The sequence below is a fragment of the Sunxiuqinia sp. A32 genome, assembly GCF_052690465.1.
In genome coordinates this window covers 49,148-67,153 of the sequence record NZ_JBQYLI010000020.1, presented here as the reverse complement: position 1 = coordinate 67,153, position 18,006 = coordinate 49,148, and the positions used below count along the sequence as shown (strand labels likewise).

General features: G+C 38.3%; 14 protein-coding genes. 7 read left to right on the top strand and 7 right to left on the bottom strand.

Going from position 1 to position 18,006, the window contains the following annotated elements; all coding sequences use genetic code 11:
- Nucleotides 1–9 precede the first annotated feature (9 nt).
- Both ACUNWD_RS17515 and ACUNWD_RS17510 read right to left on the bottom strand, forming a co-directional pair.
- Nucleotides 10–723, bottom strand: coding sequence for a GNAT family N-acetyltransferase (locus tag ACUNWD_RS17515; protein WP_445589148.1), 714 nt, complete (start codon nt 721–723; stop codon nt 10–12).
- A gap of 10 nt (nt 724–733) precedes the next feature.
- Nucleotides 734–1,216 carry an arginine repressor gene (locus tag ACUNWD_RS17510; protein ID WP_445589147.1) on the bottom strand — a complete coding sequence of 161 codons (483 nt, stop codon included), beginning with the start codon at nt 1,214–1,216 and terminating at the stop codon, nt 734–736.
- 246 nt (nt 1,217–1,462) lie between these two features.
- On the opposite strand from ACUNWD_RS17510, the gene carA reads away from it, so the two are divergent.
- Nucleotides 1,463–2,545 (top strand): glutamine-hydrolyzing carbamoyl-phosphate synthase small subunit, encoded by a 1,083-nt coding sequence (carA, locus tag ACUNWD_RS17505; protein ID WP_445589146.1) that lies wholly within the window; start codon nt 1,463–1,465, stop codon nt 2,543–2,545.
- A gap of 7 nt (nt 2,546–2,552) precedes the next feature.
- Nucleotides 2,553–5,792: a carbamoyl-phosphate synthase (glutamine-hydrolyzing) large subunit gene (gene carB / locus ACUNWD_RS17500; protein WP_445589145.1), complete on the top strand. Its 3,240-nt coding sequence runs from the start codon at nt 2,553–2,555 to the stop codon at nt 5,790–5,792.
- Nucleotides 5,793–5,874: 82 nt separating this feature from the next.
- On the opposite strand, the gene typA is transcribed toward carB, so the two are convergent.
- A complete protein-coding gene (gene typA / locus ACUNWD_RS17495) occupies nt 5,875–7,680 on the bottom strand; it encodes a translational GTPase TypA (protein ID WP_445589144.1) in 1,806 nt (601 codons plus the stop codon).
- Between the two features lie 217 nt (nt 7,681–7,897).
- On the opposite strand from typA, the gene pdxR reads away from it, so the two are divergent.
- From pdxR to ACUNWD_RS17480, 3 genes are read left to right on the top strand one after another with little or no spacing between them, the layout of a single operon-like run.
- Complete coding sequence (gene pdxR / locus ACUNWD_RS17490) at nt 7,898–9,388, top strand: MocR-like pyridoxine biosynthesis transcription factor PdxR (RefSeq protein WP_445589143.1); 1,491 nt, start codon at nt 7,898–7,900, stop codon at nt 9,386–9,388.
- The gene (locus ACUNWD_RS17485; protein WP_445589142.1) at nt 9,366–10,193 is read left to right on the top strand and encodes a GNAT family N-acetyltransferase; all 828 of its coding nucleotides are present in this window, start codon (nt 9,366–9,368) and stop codon (nt 10,191–10,193) included. The genes pdxR and ACUNWD_RS17485 overlap by 23 nt, the downstream gene beginning before the upstream one ends.
- Nucleotides 10,174–10,611, top strand: coding sequence for a GNAT family N-acetyltransferase (locus tag ACUNWD_RS17480; protein ID WP_445589141.1), 438 nt, complete (start codon nt 10,174–10,176; stop codon nt 10,609–10,611). Before ACUNWD_RS17485 ends, ACUNWD_RS17480 begins: the two co-directional genes overlap by 20 nt.
- A gap of 6 nt (nt 10,612–10,617) precedes the next feature.
- Here the strand turns inward: ACUNWD_RS17480 and ACUNWD_RS17475 are convergent, their stop codons facing one another.
- Nucleotides 10,618–11,502 carry a diacylglycerol/lipid kinase family protein gene (locus ACUNWD_RS17475; protein ID WP_445589140.1) on the bottom strand — a complete coding sequence of 295 codons (885 nt, stop codon included), beginning with the start codon at nt 11,500–11,502 and terminating at the stop codon, nt 10,618–10,620.
- A gap of 115 nt (nt 11,503–11,617) precedes the next feature.
- Nucleotides 11,618–12,961, bottom strand: coding sequence for an ammonium transporter (locus ACUNWD_RS17470; RefSeq protein WP_445589139.1), 1,344 nt, complete (start codon nt 12,959–12,961; stop codon nt 11,618–11,620).
- A gap of 337 nt (nt 12,962–13,298) precedes the next feature.
- Here ACUNWD_RS17470 and ACUNWD_RS17465 point away from each other — a divergent pair, with 337 nt between their 5' ends.
- Complete coding sequence (locus tag ACUNWD_RS17465; RefSeq protein ID WP_445589138.1) at nt 13,299–13,766, top strand: Lrp/AsnC family transcriptional regulator; 468 nt, start codon at nt 13,299–13,301, stop codon at nt 13,764–13,766.
- Here ACUNWD_RS17465 and rlmB read toward each other — a convergent pair.
- Together rlmB and ACUNWD_RS17455 are read right to left on the bottom strand one after the other, a co-directional pair.
- The gene (gene rlmB / locus ACUNWD_RS17460; protein WP_445589137.1) at nt 13,757–14,524 is read right to left on the bottom strand and encodes a 23S rRNA (guanosine(2251)-2'-O)-methyltransferase RlmB; all 768 of its coding nucleotides are present in this window, start codon (nt 14,522–14,524) and stop codon (nt 13,757–13,759) included. The genes ACUNWD_RS17465 and rlmB overlap by 10 nt on opposite strands.
- Complete coding sequence (locus ACUNWD_RS17455) at nt 14,525–16,471, bottom strand: ABC-F family ATP-binding cassette domain-containing protein (protein WP_445589136.1); 1,947 nt, start codon at nt 16,469–16,471, stop codon at nt 14,525–14,527.
- 109 nt (nt 16,472–16,580) lie between these two features.
- Between ACUNWD_RS17455 and rlmD the strand changes: the two genes are divergently transcribed.
- On the top strand, nt 16,581–17,990 hold the full coding sequence (gene rlmD / locus ACUNWD_RS17450; RefSeq protein ID WP_445589135.1) for a 23S rRNA (uracil(1939)-C(5))-methyltransferase RlmD: 1,410 nt from the start codon (nt 16,581–16,583) through the stop codon (nt 17,988–17,990).
- Nucleotides 17,991–18,006 lie beyond the last annotated feature (16 nt).

The following is an 18,006-nucleotide window of genomic DNA, read 5'->3' as shown; positions in this document are numbered from 1 at the left end:
TGAAGAAAATTAATCCTGAAATGATTGCCGAACAGTGCCATCACTAATATTTTGTTTTATTCTTTTAAACATATTAAACGATGAAGATTCTTTACCATTTGAACCATTCTTCGCTTTAAACTTTCCTATAAACTCAAGGAAAGAACTCTTTTTCGACTTCGCCACAGCTTCGTCTTTTTTCTCCCAGGCTGGATCATACAACATTCCGGTACACAAACATTTTGTTCTTAATGTACGCTGTAAAATGTCGTAATTAACACAGCTCTGGCAGCCTCTCCAAAAATCCTCATCATCCGTAAGCTCCGAAAAAGTTACCGGACGATATCCCAGCTCATGATTAATTTTCATGACAGCCAATCCTGTAGTCAATCCAAAAATCTTAGCTCTTGGGAATTTTTCCCTCGAAATTTCAAAAGCTTTCTTTTTAATTTCACGGGCAAGTCCTAATCCACGATAATCTCCAATTACAATTAAACCAGAGTTTGCAACAAACCGGTTGTGTCCCCATGATTCAATATAACAGAAGCCCGCTAACTTTTCTCCATCAAGTGCAATGATTGCCTTCCCTTCCATGATTTTATTGGTAATATACTCGTCTGTACGACGGGCAATACCAGTACCACGTTCTCTGGATGCTTTATCAATTGCATCGTTGATTTCAGTAACATATTTTAAATGGCTAACATTTGCTGCCAGCACTTTTATATCTTCAATCGTACTCATTTCATCTCCCCTATCCGATCTTGTCTTCCAACTTAGGCATCACAAGAATCAGACTATTAATTAAATCACTTGGAGTTATACCTTCCCGCATAACCAGTAAAATTGTATCGTCGCCAGCAATACTCCCCAAAATCTCATACGGATCAGCATTATCCAAAACAGCAGCAAGGCTGCTTGCATACCCTGGCCTTGTTCTTAAAACTGCCAGGTTCCCCGAAAATTGAAGATCGCGAAAACCGTCAACCAAAAAATTCACACGAGTATTTTCATGTTGTGGCTCAACACTCACCCCTTCAGGTATCACATACAGGTAGCCTTTTTCCGAATTTGGAATCTTTGCTACTTTAAGAATTTTCAAATCACGAGACAATGTAGCCTGTGTCAGATCAAACCCTTCGTCGTGTAGTCTGCCCAGTAATTCATCTTGACTATGAACCTCCTCTGTGGTTATAATCTTCTTAATGGCCAATTGTCTTTTTGTGCGATTCTTCATTTTTTGAATAAAAATTCAATTCTTCTGCAAAAATATGCATTTTTTATAAAAGACAAATAAATATTCAGGAATATTTTATATTTTTGTGGCGGATTCGAAAATGAATTGAAGAACAAGTATGAATCTATTCGAAGTTTAAAACACATGACGGTCAAGAAAAAAAATCGAATAAGTAATATAAACAATGCGTTTGATCTACATCAGTAGCCAGACGCATTTTTTTTAATCAATATAAGCGATCATAAAATGACAGAGGCAAAAAAAGTCAGTTTGATTTTAGAAGACGGAACCCGATTCGAAGGAAAGTCTTTCGGTTATGACAAATCAATTGCTGGTGAAGTAGTTTTTTACACTGCAATGACTGGATACCCCGAAAGCTTAACAGATCCTTCATATACGGGTCAAATATTGGTATCAACATATCCAATGATTGGAAATTATGGTGTTCCTACCGATTTAAAGAAAGAAGGTATTTATGAACATTACGAATCGCACAAAGTACACATTAGCGGGCTAATTATTTCTGACTACTCATCAGAATACAGTCACTGGAACGCAATGAAAAGTTTGGGTGACTGGTTAAAAGAATGGGAAGTTCCAGGGCTCTTTGACATAGACACTCGCGCACTAACAAAAATCCTTCGTGAGAAAGGATCCATGCTGGGTAAAATTGAATTCGAAGAGGAGCCAATTGATTTTTACGACCCAAACAAGGAGAACCTGGTTGCAAAAGCCAGTATCGCTCAAAAAGAAGTTTATGGAGATGGAGAACACAAAGTTGTTTTGGTAGATTGCGGAGTAAAAAACAACATCATCCGCTGCTTGCTACAAAGAAATGCTACTGTTATTAGAGTGCCTTGGGATTACGATTTCACGAATGAAGAATTTGATGGGGTATTTTTGTCTAACGGACCTGGTGATCCGGCAATGTGCCAGCAAACAGTTGAGAATATTTCAAAAGCGATTGCAATTGAAAAACCAATAATGGGTATATGCCTTGGAAACCAACTTTTAGCCAGAGCAGCCGGAGCGGATACTTATAAACTAAAGTATGGACACCGCAGTCACAACCAACCTGTTCTTTTAACAGGCACTGACCGCTGCTTCATCACTTCACAAAACCATGGATTTGCGGTTGAACCAAAATCATTATCCAACGACTGGGAACCAATGTTTGTCAATGTAAACGATGAGACCAACGAGGGAATTCGCCATAAAAGCAAACCATTTTTCTCAACTCAGTTCCACCCTGAAGCCTCCAGTGGTCCGGTTGATACCGAATATTTATTTGATGAATTCATCGAAAACATTGTAAAAAGCAAGAAATAATACAGCTATGGTAAGATTAAATACAAGCATAAAAAAAGCCATCGTTCTGGGATCAGGAGCATTGAAGATTGGAGAAGCAGGAGAGTTTGACTACTCAGGTTCTCAGGCACTGAAAGCCCTAAAGGAAGAAGGCGTTGAGACGATCCTTATCAATCCAAATATTGCCACCATACAAACTTCTGAGGAAATTGCAGATAAGATTTATTTCCTGCCTGTTACTGCTTACTTTGTAGAACAGGTTATTAAGAAGGAAAAACCAGACGGTATCTTGTTGGCATTTGGAGGACAAACTGCCCTAAACTGTGGGGTTGAGCTTTACAAGAAAGGCATTCTGGAAGAATACAATATACAGGTTGTTGGGACACCTGTTCAAGCAATTATTGACACGGAAGACCGCGAGATTTTTGCTGGCAAACTGGGCGAAATTGAAGTATATACACCAAAAAGCGTTGCATGTATTAACATGCAGGAAGCAAAAGCCGCTGCCAAAAAACTTGGGTTCCCAATTATTATTCGCGCTGCCTACACTTTAGGTGGAATGGGTAGTGGATTCTGCTCCAACGAAGAAGAACTTCACAAATTAGCATCCAATGCATTCTCTTATTCACCTCAAATTTTGGTGGAAGAATCGTTAAAAGGATGGAAAGAGGTAGAATACGAAGTTGTTCGCGACCAATACGACAACTGTATCACGGTTTGTAACATGGAAAACTTTGACCCGCTGGGAATCCATACCGGTGAAAGTATTGTTGTTGCTCCTTCTCAAACTCTATCCAACTCAGAATATCACAAGCTACGAGCTATCTCAATAAAAATTATCCGCCACATTGGTATCATTGGAGAATGTAACGTTCAGTTTGCTCTCGATCCATTCTCTGAGGAGTACCGGGTAATTGAAGTGAATGCCCGACTTTCCCGTTCGTCAGCATTAGCATCGAAAGCAACCGGTTATCCGCTGGCTTTTGTCGCTGCTAAATTAGGATTGGGGTATGGACTTCACGAGCTGAAAAATACGGTAACTAAAGTTACTACTGCATGTTTTGAGCCAGCGCTCGACTACATCGTTTGTAAAATCCCAAGATGGGACTTGAACAAATTCAGTGGTGTTTCCAAAACGATTGGAAGTTCCATGAAGTCTGTTGGCGAGATCATGTCAATTGGTAGAAGTTTTGAAGAAGCCATTCAGAAAGGTATTCGAATGGTTGGATTGGGAATGCATGGTTTTGTTGGTAACAAAGACGAAATCACCATTGAGCAGATTGATGAAGAATTAATCAATCCAACAGATCGACGCATCTTTGCTATTGCAGCTGCATTTGCCAAAGGATATTCAGTTGATGATATTTACGAGAAAACCAAGATCGACCGCTGGTTTCTTCAAAAGTTATCAAAAATTCATCAATTAAAACTAAAATTAGAGGAACAGGAGTCGTTGGCTACCTTGCCAGACGAACTATTGCTAACTACTAAGAAAGCTGGGTTCTCGGATTTCCAGATTGCTCGACTGATTACTGACGCGGCACCTAGAGATATGTTTGCGAAATTAGTTGAAGTAAGACAACACCGAAAAAGCAGAGGTATTCTTCCTTTTGTAAAACAAATTGATACACTTGCCGGAGAATATCCTGCCCAAACGAATTATCTGTACATGACTTATAACGGTTCTGAGCATGATGTTGACTTTTACAACGATGGCAAATCGGTAATCACACTAGGCTCCGGTGCTTATCGCATTGGAAGTTCTGTTGAATTTGACTGGTGTTCGGTGAATGCAGTGAACACAATCCGAAAAGAAGGATTTCGCTCCATCATGATCAACTACAACCCGGAAACGGTAAGTACAGACTACGATACTTGCGATCGACTGTTCTTTGATGAATTAACCTTTGAACGGGTAATGGATGTGGTAGACCTTGAAAATCCAAAAGGAGTTGTTCTTTCGGTTGGTGGCCAAATTCCAAACAACCTGGCAATGAAACTGGACAGCCAGCAAGTGCCTATTTTAGGAACTACTGCTAAGAAGATTGACAATGCAGAGGACCGTAAGAAATTTAGTTCATTGCTTGATGATCTGGGTGTTGACCAACCACGTTGGAGCGAGTTGACCAGCATTAATGACATCTACAAGTTTGTTGAAGAAGTAGATTTCCCCGTGCTGATTCGTCCGTCATACGTGCTTTCTGGAGCAGCGATGAATGTGGTTTCTAACAAAGACGAATTAGAACACTTCCTGAACCTGGCTGCTGATGTTTCGAAAGAGCACCCGGTAGTTGTTTCGGAATTTATTGAAATGGCCAAGGAGATTGAAATCGATGCGGTTGCTGACAAAGGAAAAATGGTTGCCTATGCAATCTCTGAACATGTGGAATTTGCAGGTGTTCACTCAGGAGATGCAACCATCGTATTCCCTCCACAAAAATTATATATCGAAACGATTCGACGAATAAAGAAAATATCAAGAGAGATTGCTAAAGCGCTTGACATCTCGGGACCTTTCAATATGCAATTCCTTGCAAAGGATAACGATATAAAAGTGATCGAATGTAACCTCCGTGCTTCAAGGAGTTTCCCATTCGTTTCGAAAGTAATGAAGATCAATCTGATCGAAATCGCAACTCAAGTGATGTTGGGTGCTCCATACGATATACCAGACAAATCATTATTTGAGTTGGAATATGTTGGAGTTAAAGCACCTCAATTCTCATTTGCCAGATTACTAAATGCTGATCCGGTATTGGGAGTTGACATGTCATCAACCGGAGAGGTTGCCTGTATCGGGGAAAATTTCTACGAAGCAATTCTTAAGTCGATGCTTTCGGTAGGATATACATTCCCTAAAAAGAACATCCTGATCTCTTCAGGTCCTGCTCGATCAAAACTTGAAATGTTGAACAGTGCGAGATTATTGGTTGAACATGGGTACAATGTTTTTGCAACAGAAGGAACACATCGTTTCCTCCGCGAAAACAAGGTTAAATCAACCATGCTTTACTGGCCGGATGAGGAAGATCAATCACCAAATACAATTGAATATTTGCGTGACAAGAAAATCGACTTGGTAATCAACATTCCAAAAAATTATACGAAACGTGAATTGAGCAACGGATACAACATCCGCAGAAACTCAATCGATTTCAACATACCGTTGATTACAAACGCAAGAGTTGCAAGTGCATTTATCTATGCCATTTGCAAATACACTGCCGACGATATCACCATCAAACGATGGGATGAATATAAAGCTTAAGACAAAGAAAGCCGGTTCCAAAAGGAACCGGCTTTTATTTTGTTTTGAATTCAGCGATGAAAAACGCTATAAACTCAATATCCTAGTACGTAATTTTCATACCTCTTTTTCGTTCAGCTTCGCGAAGTAAAATTTTACGCATTCTAAACGACTTTGGAGTTACTTCCAGATACTCATCATTTCCAATATATTCCAAGGCTTCTTCCAGACTAAACTTAATTGGTGGTGCCAATCTCGTTTTTTCATCGGAACCAGAAGCCCTCATGTTGGTTAGCTTTTTCGATTGAGTGACATTGATCGTCAAATCATCTGCACGTGTATTCTCTCCAATAACCATTCCTTCGTAAATATCTTCACCTGGAGCAACAAAAAAGCGACCACGATCTTGCAATTTATTCAACGCGTAAGCAAACGCAGTTCCTGGTTCTTTTGCAATCAACGATCCATTTTTGCGACCATCAATATCACCCTTGATTGGTTGATACTCCACAAAACGATGGGTCATTACAGCTTCACCAGCGGTAGCAGTCAACATATTTGTACGCAAACCAATAATTCCTCGTGAAGGAATCAGAAACTCCAGATGAATACGATCACCTTTACGTTCCATGTTTTGCATTTCACCTTTACGGACAGTTACCATTTCAACCACTTTTCCTGAATACTCATCTGGAACGTCCACATGCATTTCTTCAATTGGTTCACTTTTAATACCACCAATCATCTTATACAAAACTTTTGGCTGGCCAACTTGCAATTCGTAGCCTTCACGACGCATTGTTTCAATCAATACAGACAAGTGAAGAACACCACGACCATAAACAGTAAAGGTATCCGCAGACTCCCCTTGTTGCACACGAAGTGCCAGATTCTTCTCCAGCTCTTTATCCAATCTTTCTTTGATATGACGGGAAGTAACATACTTTCCTTCTTTTCCGAAGAAAGGTGAATCGTTAATAGTAAAAACCATGCTCATGGTAGGTTCATCAACAGCAATCGGATCCAATGGTTCCGGATTCTCCACATCACAAATCGAATCACCAATATCAAAACCTTCTACACCAACCATCGCACAAATATCACCATTGCGCATTGTTTCAACTTTCTGTCTTCCAAGACCAGTAAATGTATGAAGCTCTTTAATTTTTGTCCTTTTCACCGAACCATCTCTCTTCACAAGAGATACCTGCATGTTCTCTTTTAAGTCTCCACGGTGAATCCTTCCAATTGCTATCCTACCTACATAAGAAGAGTAATCCAATGAAGTAATCAGCAACTGAGGAGTTCCAGGATTTGGTTTTGGCTCGGGAATATGTTCAATGATTGCGTCCAATAATGGTGCAATATGATCTGTTTTATTACTCAAATCATTAGTCATCCAACCTTCTTTGGCTGAACCATAAATGGTTGGAAAGTCCAACTGATCTTCAGTAGCGTCCAAACTAAACATGAGGTCAAAAACCTGCTCGTGTACTTCTTCAGGACGACAATTTGGTTTGTCAACCTTATTAATAACCACAATTGGCTTCAAACCAAGTGCCAATGCTTTTGACAATACAAAACGTGTTTGTGGCATGGTTCCTTCAAAGGCATCTGCCAATAGCAAAACTCCATCTGCCATGTTCAAAACACGCTCCACTTCACCACCAAAGTCGGCGTGACCAGGAGTGTCAATGATATTGATTTTTACATCATTGTAGCTAACTGAAACGTTTTTAGCTAAAATAGTAATTCCACGTTCACGTTCCAGATCGTTACTATCGAGAATAAGCTCTTGCTTCTTTTCGTGATCTTTCAGGATGTTACAATAGTATATCATCTTGTCAACCAGCGTCGTTTTGCCGTGGTCAACGTGTGCGATAATCGCAATGTTTCTAATCTTCTGCATATATTCTCCAAAATTGAAGGCGCAAAGATAGTCTTATTTCTTTTGCCCATACCTCCTGCTCTAATTTCTTGACGGTAAATTAACAACAAGATTCACCACTAAGTTTATAAAGAATGAATAACAAGATAGGTAAACGTCTACAACTCTTTTTTGGATGGTCTATTTTATATGATTATTGGCTGTTTTAGATCATCCATTATTGTAATAAATTTGTATCATGATTCTCATTAAAGTTGACAAATACAGTAAACTGCCTCTTTTTCAACAAATATTTAATCAATTGAAATCATTGATTGAAAGAGGTACAATCCTTCAAGGAGAGCAGCTTCCATCAACCAGGAAATTGGCCGACTTACTAGGTGTTAACAGAACAACCGTTTATCGTGCCTACGAAGAACTTTGGGCTTCCGGATATACAGAAAGTAGTTCTGGTGGGTACACAATTGTTCGCAAAAGACAATACATTGGTGATTCTGGATCACAAAAATCAGAAACACTTATTAATTGGAACGACCGTTTTTCTGCTGCCTCAAAAAAGCTTCAACAAAAAAAGTCGATCAGTCATAATACAACAAAAGACATTCTGGATTTTACACAATTAAGTCCTGATCATCACTTGATGCCTATTGAGGATTTTCGGAAATGTATGAACATCTCATTAAAGTCGGACGGAGTAGAATTACTTGATTATGCCCCAACTCTGGGATATCCTCCTTTGCGAAAATATTTGCCTAAAATATTGGGAGAACATGGCATCCAGGTTTCTCATGAAGAAATTGCACTTACCAATGGAATGCAAAACGGACTGGAACTTATCCTACGCCTATTAACCAATCCGGGAGATGAGATAATAACGGAAACTCCCACTTATGCATCTCTCATTTCATTAACAAATTACTTAGGCTTGTCTGTTACCAGTATTACTATGAATGAAAAGGGAATGGACTTAAATCAACTGGAACAACAGTTAAAAAAAGGAAAAGCCAGGCTAATATACACCATGCCAACTTTCCACAACCCTACCGGCATAAGTACCTCACAAGCCCACCGCGAGCAGCTAATGGCATTATGTGAGAAATACCAAACACCAATTATTGAAGACGGTTTTGAAGAAGAAATGAAATACTTTGGAAAAGCTGTGCTCCCAATCAAAGCAATGGATAAAAATCAAATGGTAATATATCTTGGTACTTTCTCAAAAGTTCTATTTCCCGGCATCCGTGTAGGATGGATTGCTGCAGCCCCTGAAATAATTCAACGAATACGAATATTAAAACAAACCACAGAACTTTCAGGTTCTTCAATTAATCAGGCAGCTATTGATCTTTTTTGCAAGAAAGGATATTATGAATTGCATAAAAAACGAATTCATCGAATCTATCGAAAACGAATGCAAACCTTATTGCAGTCTTGCCGGGAACAGCTTGATCCAAATAAAATAAGTTTCACTCGTCCTGACGGCGGTTACCTAATATGGTTCACTCTCTTAGATTGTTTATCTGATGAAGAAACAGTCATCCATCAATTACTGAAATCAGGAATTGCAGTAACTTCTGGCAGCCGTTTCTTTCCAGAAAAGAGGCAACAAATAAGTTTTCGGTTATCAATCGCTAAAAGAAATGAAGAAGAAATCACAAACGGGATTCAACGAATTGCAGAAACCATTCAAACACTCAAATTCAAGCATGATACCACTACCAACAAATAGCTATTACAAAGCAGCCGAAGCTATTCAAAAAGTGACTATTAATAATCTTTTTGCACGCACTGTTATTGAACAAAATATGGATGGTTGGATTTTCGTTGATCAAATTGAAAAGCCAACTACTTTTTACGTAAAACATGCATATGGAATGTCATTATTGTTTGGAGATTGTCAAAACGAAAAATTCAATAACGAACTCACCTCATTTTTGCAAAACAAAGATAAAAAGAGAGAAATCCCAGAGTGGTTACAAGTATTCCCAACAAAATGGGATCAAGTACTTTCTGACCTCCTTAAGGAGCAAATAATTGACCTAAAAGATAAAACTGCTACCAACGAATCGCAAGTGATAAGAAATACACGGGTAAATTTTCGCTTTAATCGCGACAAATTTCAACCGATAAAAACAAACGGCCATGAAACTTTAAAACTGGTTAAACTAGATAAAAATCTTTTTGACCAAATACATGGAACTGTTGTTCCAAAATATTTTTGGCGAAACAAAGCTGAATTCGAAAAAATGGGTAGCGGACTTTGTCTGTTATTAGAAAACAAACCGATATCAACCGTATTTTCTGCATTTGTGCACCATCCAAAAATTGAACTCGGAATTGAAACTCTCTCCGAATATCAAGGAAATGGTTTTGCACAAATCACCTCCTCTGCAATGATAGAAGATTGTATTAAAAATGGTTTGGAACCAATATGGGCTTGTCGGTTTGACAACGTCGGATCGTTTAAACTCGCAGAAAAACTGGGATTCGAAGTAGAAAAAATGATTCCTTACTATGAATTACCAATCAATTAGCACCATATTTTTCGTATCAACTGATAAAGAACTACTGGATATCCCCTTGATCCATAATTTTTTAACCGAACAATCCTACTGGGCAAAAGGCAGAACATTGGAAATGGTAAAAAAGTCCATTAAAAACTCGCTTTGTTTCGGAGTATATGATAAATCGGATAACCAGATTGGATTTGCACGTGTAGTAACGGATTATGCTATTTTTGGCTGGCTGATGGATGTATTTGTTCTGGAAGAATTTCGAAGTAGAGGAATAAGTAAAATGCTCATGAAGGCAATTACTGCTCATCCGGATTTAAACGATTTAAAAAGGATGGGATTGGGAACGGATGATGCTCATGGACTTTACAATCAATACGGTTTTGCCGAATTGAAAAAACCGGAGAATATGATGGAATTAATTCGGGAACAACACTAATCCCAACTAATGAAACTTAACTTTTCCCGTATCCACTACGTTTAACTTTCCGGGCAAAACGCGAATCCTAACTGGCGATTTCAAGATAATAGGCTCTCCATCAATATGAAATTTAGTGGCAGACGTATTTAGAATAATTCCCTTCTGAAAAGAAATTACTCTGAGAGCTTTTGAAGGTTTTAAAATGCCGAGAAACAATTGCAAAGAGAAAACAGGAAAAAGCCACTTCGAAAATTCTTTTGTCAAAACTAATTCGCATTTTCCATCCGTTGGATTTGCCTCCGAAGCAATAATCGCATGATAACCAAACTGTCGATTATTGACAATATTAATCATAAAAAACTGGTCATGGATTGTCTCTTCATCCGTTTCAACTGTAACCTCAACCGGTTTGTAAGAAAAAATTATGCAGATAGTGCTTACCACATAATTCAAAAATCCACGCCCTTTCAAACGTGAGAAATAATGCGCTACTTTGCCATCATAACCCACCCCTGAAATATGTATGCTCAAATGTTCATTAATAAAAAGAGCATCAGTCTTTAGAATCTTTCCTCTTCTGATGGATTTCAACAAAAACGGGACATTCTTTTTAAATCCAAACTCACGAGCAAAACCATTACCTGATCCTGCCGGAAAAACAGCAAGTTTCTTATCCGTTCCAATCAATACAGATGCGATCTCATTTACCGTTCCATCGCCCCCAGCTGCAACAAACACCTCATAATTTGAGAATTCAGCTTTAACTATTTCTTTTCCATGACAAGGAGATTCACTCAGACGAAAATCAATTTTATCAGCATATTTATTGAGCTCTCGAATCAGCTTTCGGCTTTTACGCTTGCCAGCATTTGGATTAATAATGAATAGAATTTTAGGAGTGGTGTCCATAACCTACAACAAATTAGTTTATACAATTTAGTGAAAATTGAATGGATACAAACAAAAAAAACTCCCTTGGAGAAAGGGAGTTTTCGAGCATTAATAAGAGCGAGAACGCTAACGCTTATTCTTCGCTTTCATTACTTTTATATTCAAAATCGTATGATTCATTGTGTTGACTGATGTCCAATCCAATTTTTTCTGAATGAGCCGATACGCGCAATGGTACAATCCAGTTGGTAACTTTGTACATCAGGTAAGATCCTCCGAATGTAAACACACCAACTATAACAAGTGCAAGCAAGTGGTACAAGAATGTTGTCACTTCACCATAAATAAGGCCAACACCTTCAGCAAAAACTGCTGTTAAAATCATACCAACAATACCACCCATACCATGTGCTGGAAATACATCTAAGGTATCATCCAATCGTGCTTTTGAGCGCAATTCAATTGCATAATTACTTACAATTGCCGCTACAACACCAATAAAAATACTGGCTCCAACATTTACAAATCCGGCAGCCGGTGTAATAGCTACCAAACCAACAACTAAACCAATTGCAGCTCCCATTCCACTAGGCTTTTTACCTTTTGCCATATCATAAAATAAATAAGCGAGCATCGCCGCAGCAGAAGCGGTATTGGTATTCATCAAAGCAAGAGCAGCAGTTGAATTGGCTCCTAAGGCTGATCCGGCATTGAAACCAAACCATCCAAACCATAACATACCAGCTCCCAGCAATACAAAAGGAATATTTGCAGGTTTAAATTCTTTACCGAAATCTTTGCGTTTACCTAAGAAAAGAGCTCCGGCTAGAGCAGCAAAACCAGCGGACATATGCACTACTGTACCACCGGCAAAATCAAGAACTCCCCAATTACGAAGGAATCCATTTGGATGCCAGGTCCAGTGTGCTAACGGTGCATAAATAAAGATCGTGAATAATACCATGAACATCATGTAAGCACGAAATCTTACACGTCCGGCAAACGATCCAGTAATTAAAGCTGGAGTGATAATGGCAAATTTCAGTTGAAACATGGCAAAAAGTGCCAAAGGTACAGTCGGACTTAAATTAGCATCTGTTGCACCTGTTACCCCTTTAAACATGAAAAAGGTCCAGGGATTTCCAAACAGGCCATAACCCTCGGGCCCAATACTGTCTCCAAAAGCAAGACTAAATCCAAAAATAACCCAAATAACACTGATCACACCCATCGCAATAAAACTTTGCAACATGGTTGATAGAATGTTTTTAGGTTGAATCATCCCTCCGTAAAAGAAGGCTAAACCAGGAGTCATTAACAGAACTAATGCTGTTGCTGTTAACATCCAGGCTACATCACCAGGAACAATGTTTGGATCATCTGACCCACCAAATCCACTTGGAAAGAAAATGCCGACTACAGCCGCTACAATCAATAATAGAAGGATAAAAACCCAACTATAATTAGTATTTTTCATAATGTCAAAATATTTAAAATTACCTACAATTTTTAAATCAAAAAGTCAAAATGAATATCCTCAGCCTATATCAATTTGACATTATTACGGTGACAAAAATAGCATTTATTATTTATTTTCAAATATTATTTTTCATTTTGATAGTTTTTATTCGAATACACATTACAATATTTTAACAAAAAATATTCATCTTTACAATTAACCACTAATATACAACACTTTACAGTCAATTTACATTAATTTTAAATTGCAAATTGAAAGAACAACACTTATTATTTTAACTTTTTGCTAAAATTTGTGTAATTTCGTTTCAGTAACAACATATTAGAAAACAGAAATGACGCTTAGAAACAATTTAGATCAAATAGACCTTCACATCCTTGATATTATTACCAAAAATGCACGTATTCCATTTAAAGATGTTGCTGCAGAAGTAGGGGTATCAAGAGCTGCTGTTCATCAGCGAGTCAACCGGATGATTGAAATGAATGTAATCACCGGATCCGGCTACAACATTGACCCTAAGAAGGTTGACTACAAAACATGCACATATGTAGGTGTGTTTTTAGAAAAGGGTGGCTTTTATGAAAACGTTGCTGCGAAACTAATGGAAATTCCAGAAATTGTTGAATGCCACTACACCACAGGGCAATATGCTATTTTTGTAAAAGTATATGCACGTGACAATGAACACTTAAAAGAGATTTTGAGTGGAAAGGTTCAAAAAATTGGAGGAATCTCCAGTACAGAAACATTTATATCATTGGAGGAAACTTTTAAAAGACAAGTTCCAATTCATGAGTGATCAGCATCTCTTTGCCTGATCACTTCATATAGTAGTAAGCCTGCAGCCACTGAAACATTTAATGATTCAATTTTTCCAAGAATCGGAATCTGAACCTGCTCATTGGTCATTTTCAAAATTTCAGGAGCAATCCCGTATTCTTCAGATCCCATAATTATCGCAACCGGACCTGATAGATTTGTTTTTGTGAAATTTTCATTTGCTTTTTCAGTGGCAGCAACTAGTTTCAATCCACATTCCTGAAGATACTTAATACTTCTTTGCAAATCTTTTGTACGGCAAACAGGAACCAAATGTAAGGCACCTGCAGATGTTTTTACTGCATCTGCATTAATCCGTGCAGATCCCTTTTCTGGAATTAAAACAGCATCAACACCAGCACATTCAGCAGTTCGCACAATTGCACCAAAATTTCTCACATCGGTTACCTGGTCAAGTACTAATACAAAGGGATCTTTACCCGATTCAAAAACGGAGGGTAAAAAGTTTTCCAGATCATGAAAGACTATCGGAGAAACAAAAGCAATAACTCCCTGATGATTTTTTCTGGTAATTCGATTTATTTTTTCGAAAGGAACATATTGGAAAGGAATCCCATGCTCACGTATTAACTCAAAAAGCTCTTTGAACAAGTCTCCGCTTAGGCCCTTTTTAATGAGTACTTTTTCAATTTCTTTGCCAGAATTAACGGCTTCAATGACGGTACGGATACCAAAGATCAAGTCGTCATTATTTTGTTTGGGTCTGCGTTGATACATTTACCAGTTTTTCTTTAGTTTGAGTTCTTCATATTCTTCATGAGCTGTTTCCCAATCTGTCATCGCTTTTTCGAGATCAGCCTTCCTGCCATTGTATTTTTCAAAGATAGAGGAATCTGATAAGTTTTCCGGATTGACCATCAATTTATCCATCTCCTCTATTTCAATCTCCAGATTTGAAATATTCTCTTCAATTTGTCCAATGCTTTTTTCCAAACGTGACAAATTCCGATTCAATTCTTTTCGCTCCTCATAGCTAAGCTGCTCCTGTTTTGTTTCCTGAACAACTTCTTTACCATTTGGACGCTTTACTCGTTTCTTCTCCAGTTCTTTGAGCGACTCCATTTTCTTACGCTGAAGGAAATCATAAATTCCGCCCAGGTGTTGCTTCACCTTCTTATGACGAAACTCGTAAACAACATTTACCAAACCATCCAAAAACTCCCGATCGTGCGAAACGACTAATACAGTCCCAGGATATTCAGCCAAAGCTTGCTTCAACATTTCCTTAGATCGCATGTCCAGGTGGTTGGTCGGTTCATCCATTACCAGAAAATTTACTGGCTCCAACATCAGTCGAATCATGGCAAGCCTGGTTCGTTCACCTCCCGAAAGTACTTTCACTTTCTTATCTACATCTTCACCCGAGAACATAAAAGCACCTAGTATGTCGCGAATCTTTGTTCGGATATCTCCAACTGCAATTTGGTCAATAGTTTCCAAAACCGAAAGATTCTCATCCATCAGCTGGGCCTGGTTTTGAGCAAAATAACCAACCTTAACGTTGTGTCCGATTTTTAACTCACCAGAATACTCAAGCTCATTAAGAATAACTCTTGCCAAGGTAGTCTTGCCTTCACCATTCTTTCCAACAAAAGCGACCTTCTCCCCACGCTCAATGGTTAAGTCAATTTCGTCCAACACATTCAAACTACCATAACTTTTTGAAAGCTGTTTGCAATCCACCACAACAGTGCCAGAGCGCTCCGGTGGTTGAAATCGTATATTTAAACGTGAATTATCTTCTTCTTCAATTTCAATCCGATCCAGCTTGTCCAACATTTTAGAACGTGATTGAACCTGAACAGCCTTAGTAGCTTTATATCGAAAACGCTCAATAAACTTTTCAGTTTCTTCGATCAGCTTTTGCTGATTTTTAAATGCTGCCAATTGAGTTTCCCGCTGTTCTTGTCTCAATTCAAGATACCGTGAATAGTTAGCTTTATAATCATAAATCTTTCCTAATGAGATTTCAACCGTTCTGTTTGTAATTGCATCCAAAAATGCGCGGTCGTGTGAAACCAGCACAACAGATCCCGGATAGTTTTTCAAGAAATCTTCTAACCATTGTATAGATTCTATATCAAGGTGATTGGTTGGCTCATCTAAAAGAAAGATATCAGGCTTTTTCAATAATATTTTAGCCAATTCAATACGCATCCGCCATCCACCACTAAACTCATTGGTAGGACGAGTAAAATCACTCCTCTCAAAACCAAGCCCCATAAGTGTCTGCTCAATCTCAGCCTCAAAGTTACCTCCGCCAAGCATCTGATAGTGGTCATTCAATTCCGTAATCTGTGTAATTAACTTGAGGTACTCTTCAGATTCATAATCTTCGCGGGTCGCTATCTCATGATTGATCTTGTCAATTTGCTTTTTTAAATCCAGAATTTCGTCAAACGCTTTTTTGGTTTCTTCAAAAACTGAATGCTTATCGGCAACATTCATGTGCTGTGGTAAATATCCAATCCTCACATCTTTTGGAACAACAACATTACCTTCGGAAGGAGGCTGCAGACCAGAAATTATTTTGAGCAAAGTTGATTTACCAGCACCATTTTTCCCAACCAATCCGATACGATCCTTGGGTCCAATTAAAAATGAGACCTTCTTAAAAAGCTCAAATCCTCCAAAACTAACTACTAATTGGTCTACTGATATCATAAAAGAAAAATTGAGCTGCAAAGATAAAAGAATCAATGAATTTTATAAGGTTAGATTTTCAGTTATAGAGAACGCAATTATTTTCTACTTTTGCAGCAAAATCACAATCATGGGAAGAAGTCGCAAAAACAAACCATTTTACGAACAAGTAACCATTACCGACATCGGTGCCGAAGGTAAAGCAATTGCCAAAGTGAATGACGTAGTTGTATTTACAACACATGTCATACCTGGTGATATTGTGGATTTACAAGTTGTGAAAAAGCGAAAAAACTATCAGGAAGCACGAGTTACGAATGTGCATGAAAAATCTGCAGACCGAGTTGATGCATTTTGCGATTACTTTGGAGTTTGTGGTGGTTGTAAATGGCAATTCCTTCCTTATGAAAAACAATTGTTCTACAAGCAAAAACAGGTTGGTGATCAATTGAAACGACTGGGCAGGATTGAGCTACCTGAAATGGATCAGATCTTAGGATCAGCAAAAGATACTTTTTACAGGAATAAATTGGAGTTTAGTTTTTCCAATAAACGCTGGCTAGCTGTTGATGAAATGAATGATGGAATTGAACCCAAGCAAATGAATGCGCTTGGTTTTCATATTCCCGGAATGTTTGATAAAATTATCGACATTAAAAAATGTTGGCTTCAGCCATCCCCCTCCAATGAAATAAGGAATTTCATCCGTGATTACGCATTGACAAATAAACTGGATTTTTTCGATGTCAAGAAACAAGAAGGCTTGTTGCGAAATCTAATTATTCGCACTACATCTACGGGAGAAAGCATGGTAATTATTTCGTTCTACTATGAAGATAAAGAAATCCGTGAATCATTATTACAGGCAATCAGCAATGAATTTCCAGATTTAACTTCGCTGATGTATGTGATCAACACCAAAGGAAACGATACGATCACCGATCAGGAGATTGTTCTATTCAAAGGTCGTGATCATATTTTTGAGGGAATGGAAGGACTCAAATTTAAAATCGGACCAAAAAGTTTCTATCAGACTAATTCGGAGCAAGCTTACGAACTTTATAAAGTAGCTAGAAATTTTGCTGGTTTAACAGGTTCCGAAGTGGTCTATGACCTCTACACCGGAACCGGAACTATTGCAAATTTTGTAGCTGGGAAAGCCGTGAAAGTTGTTGGCATTGAATATGTACCGGAAGCCATTGAAGATGCCAAGGAGAACTCAAAATTGAATGAGATAGATAACACAATCTTTTTTGCCGGCGACATGAAAGATGTGCTGAATGCCGAGTTTATTGCTGAACATGGGAAACCGGATGTAATAATAACCGATCCACCACGTGCAGGAATGCATGAAGATGTAATTAAAACTATCCTGGAGGTTTCTCCGGAAAAAGTCGTATATGTTAGTTGCAATCCGGCCACTCAAGCACGAGATTTATCATTGATGGATGAGCAATACCGTGTTACAAAAATTCAGCCGGTAGATATGTTTCCACACACGCACCATGTTGAAAATGTGGTTCTTTTAGAAAAAAGATAGGCAACATTCATAAAAC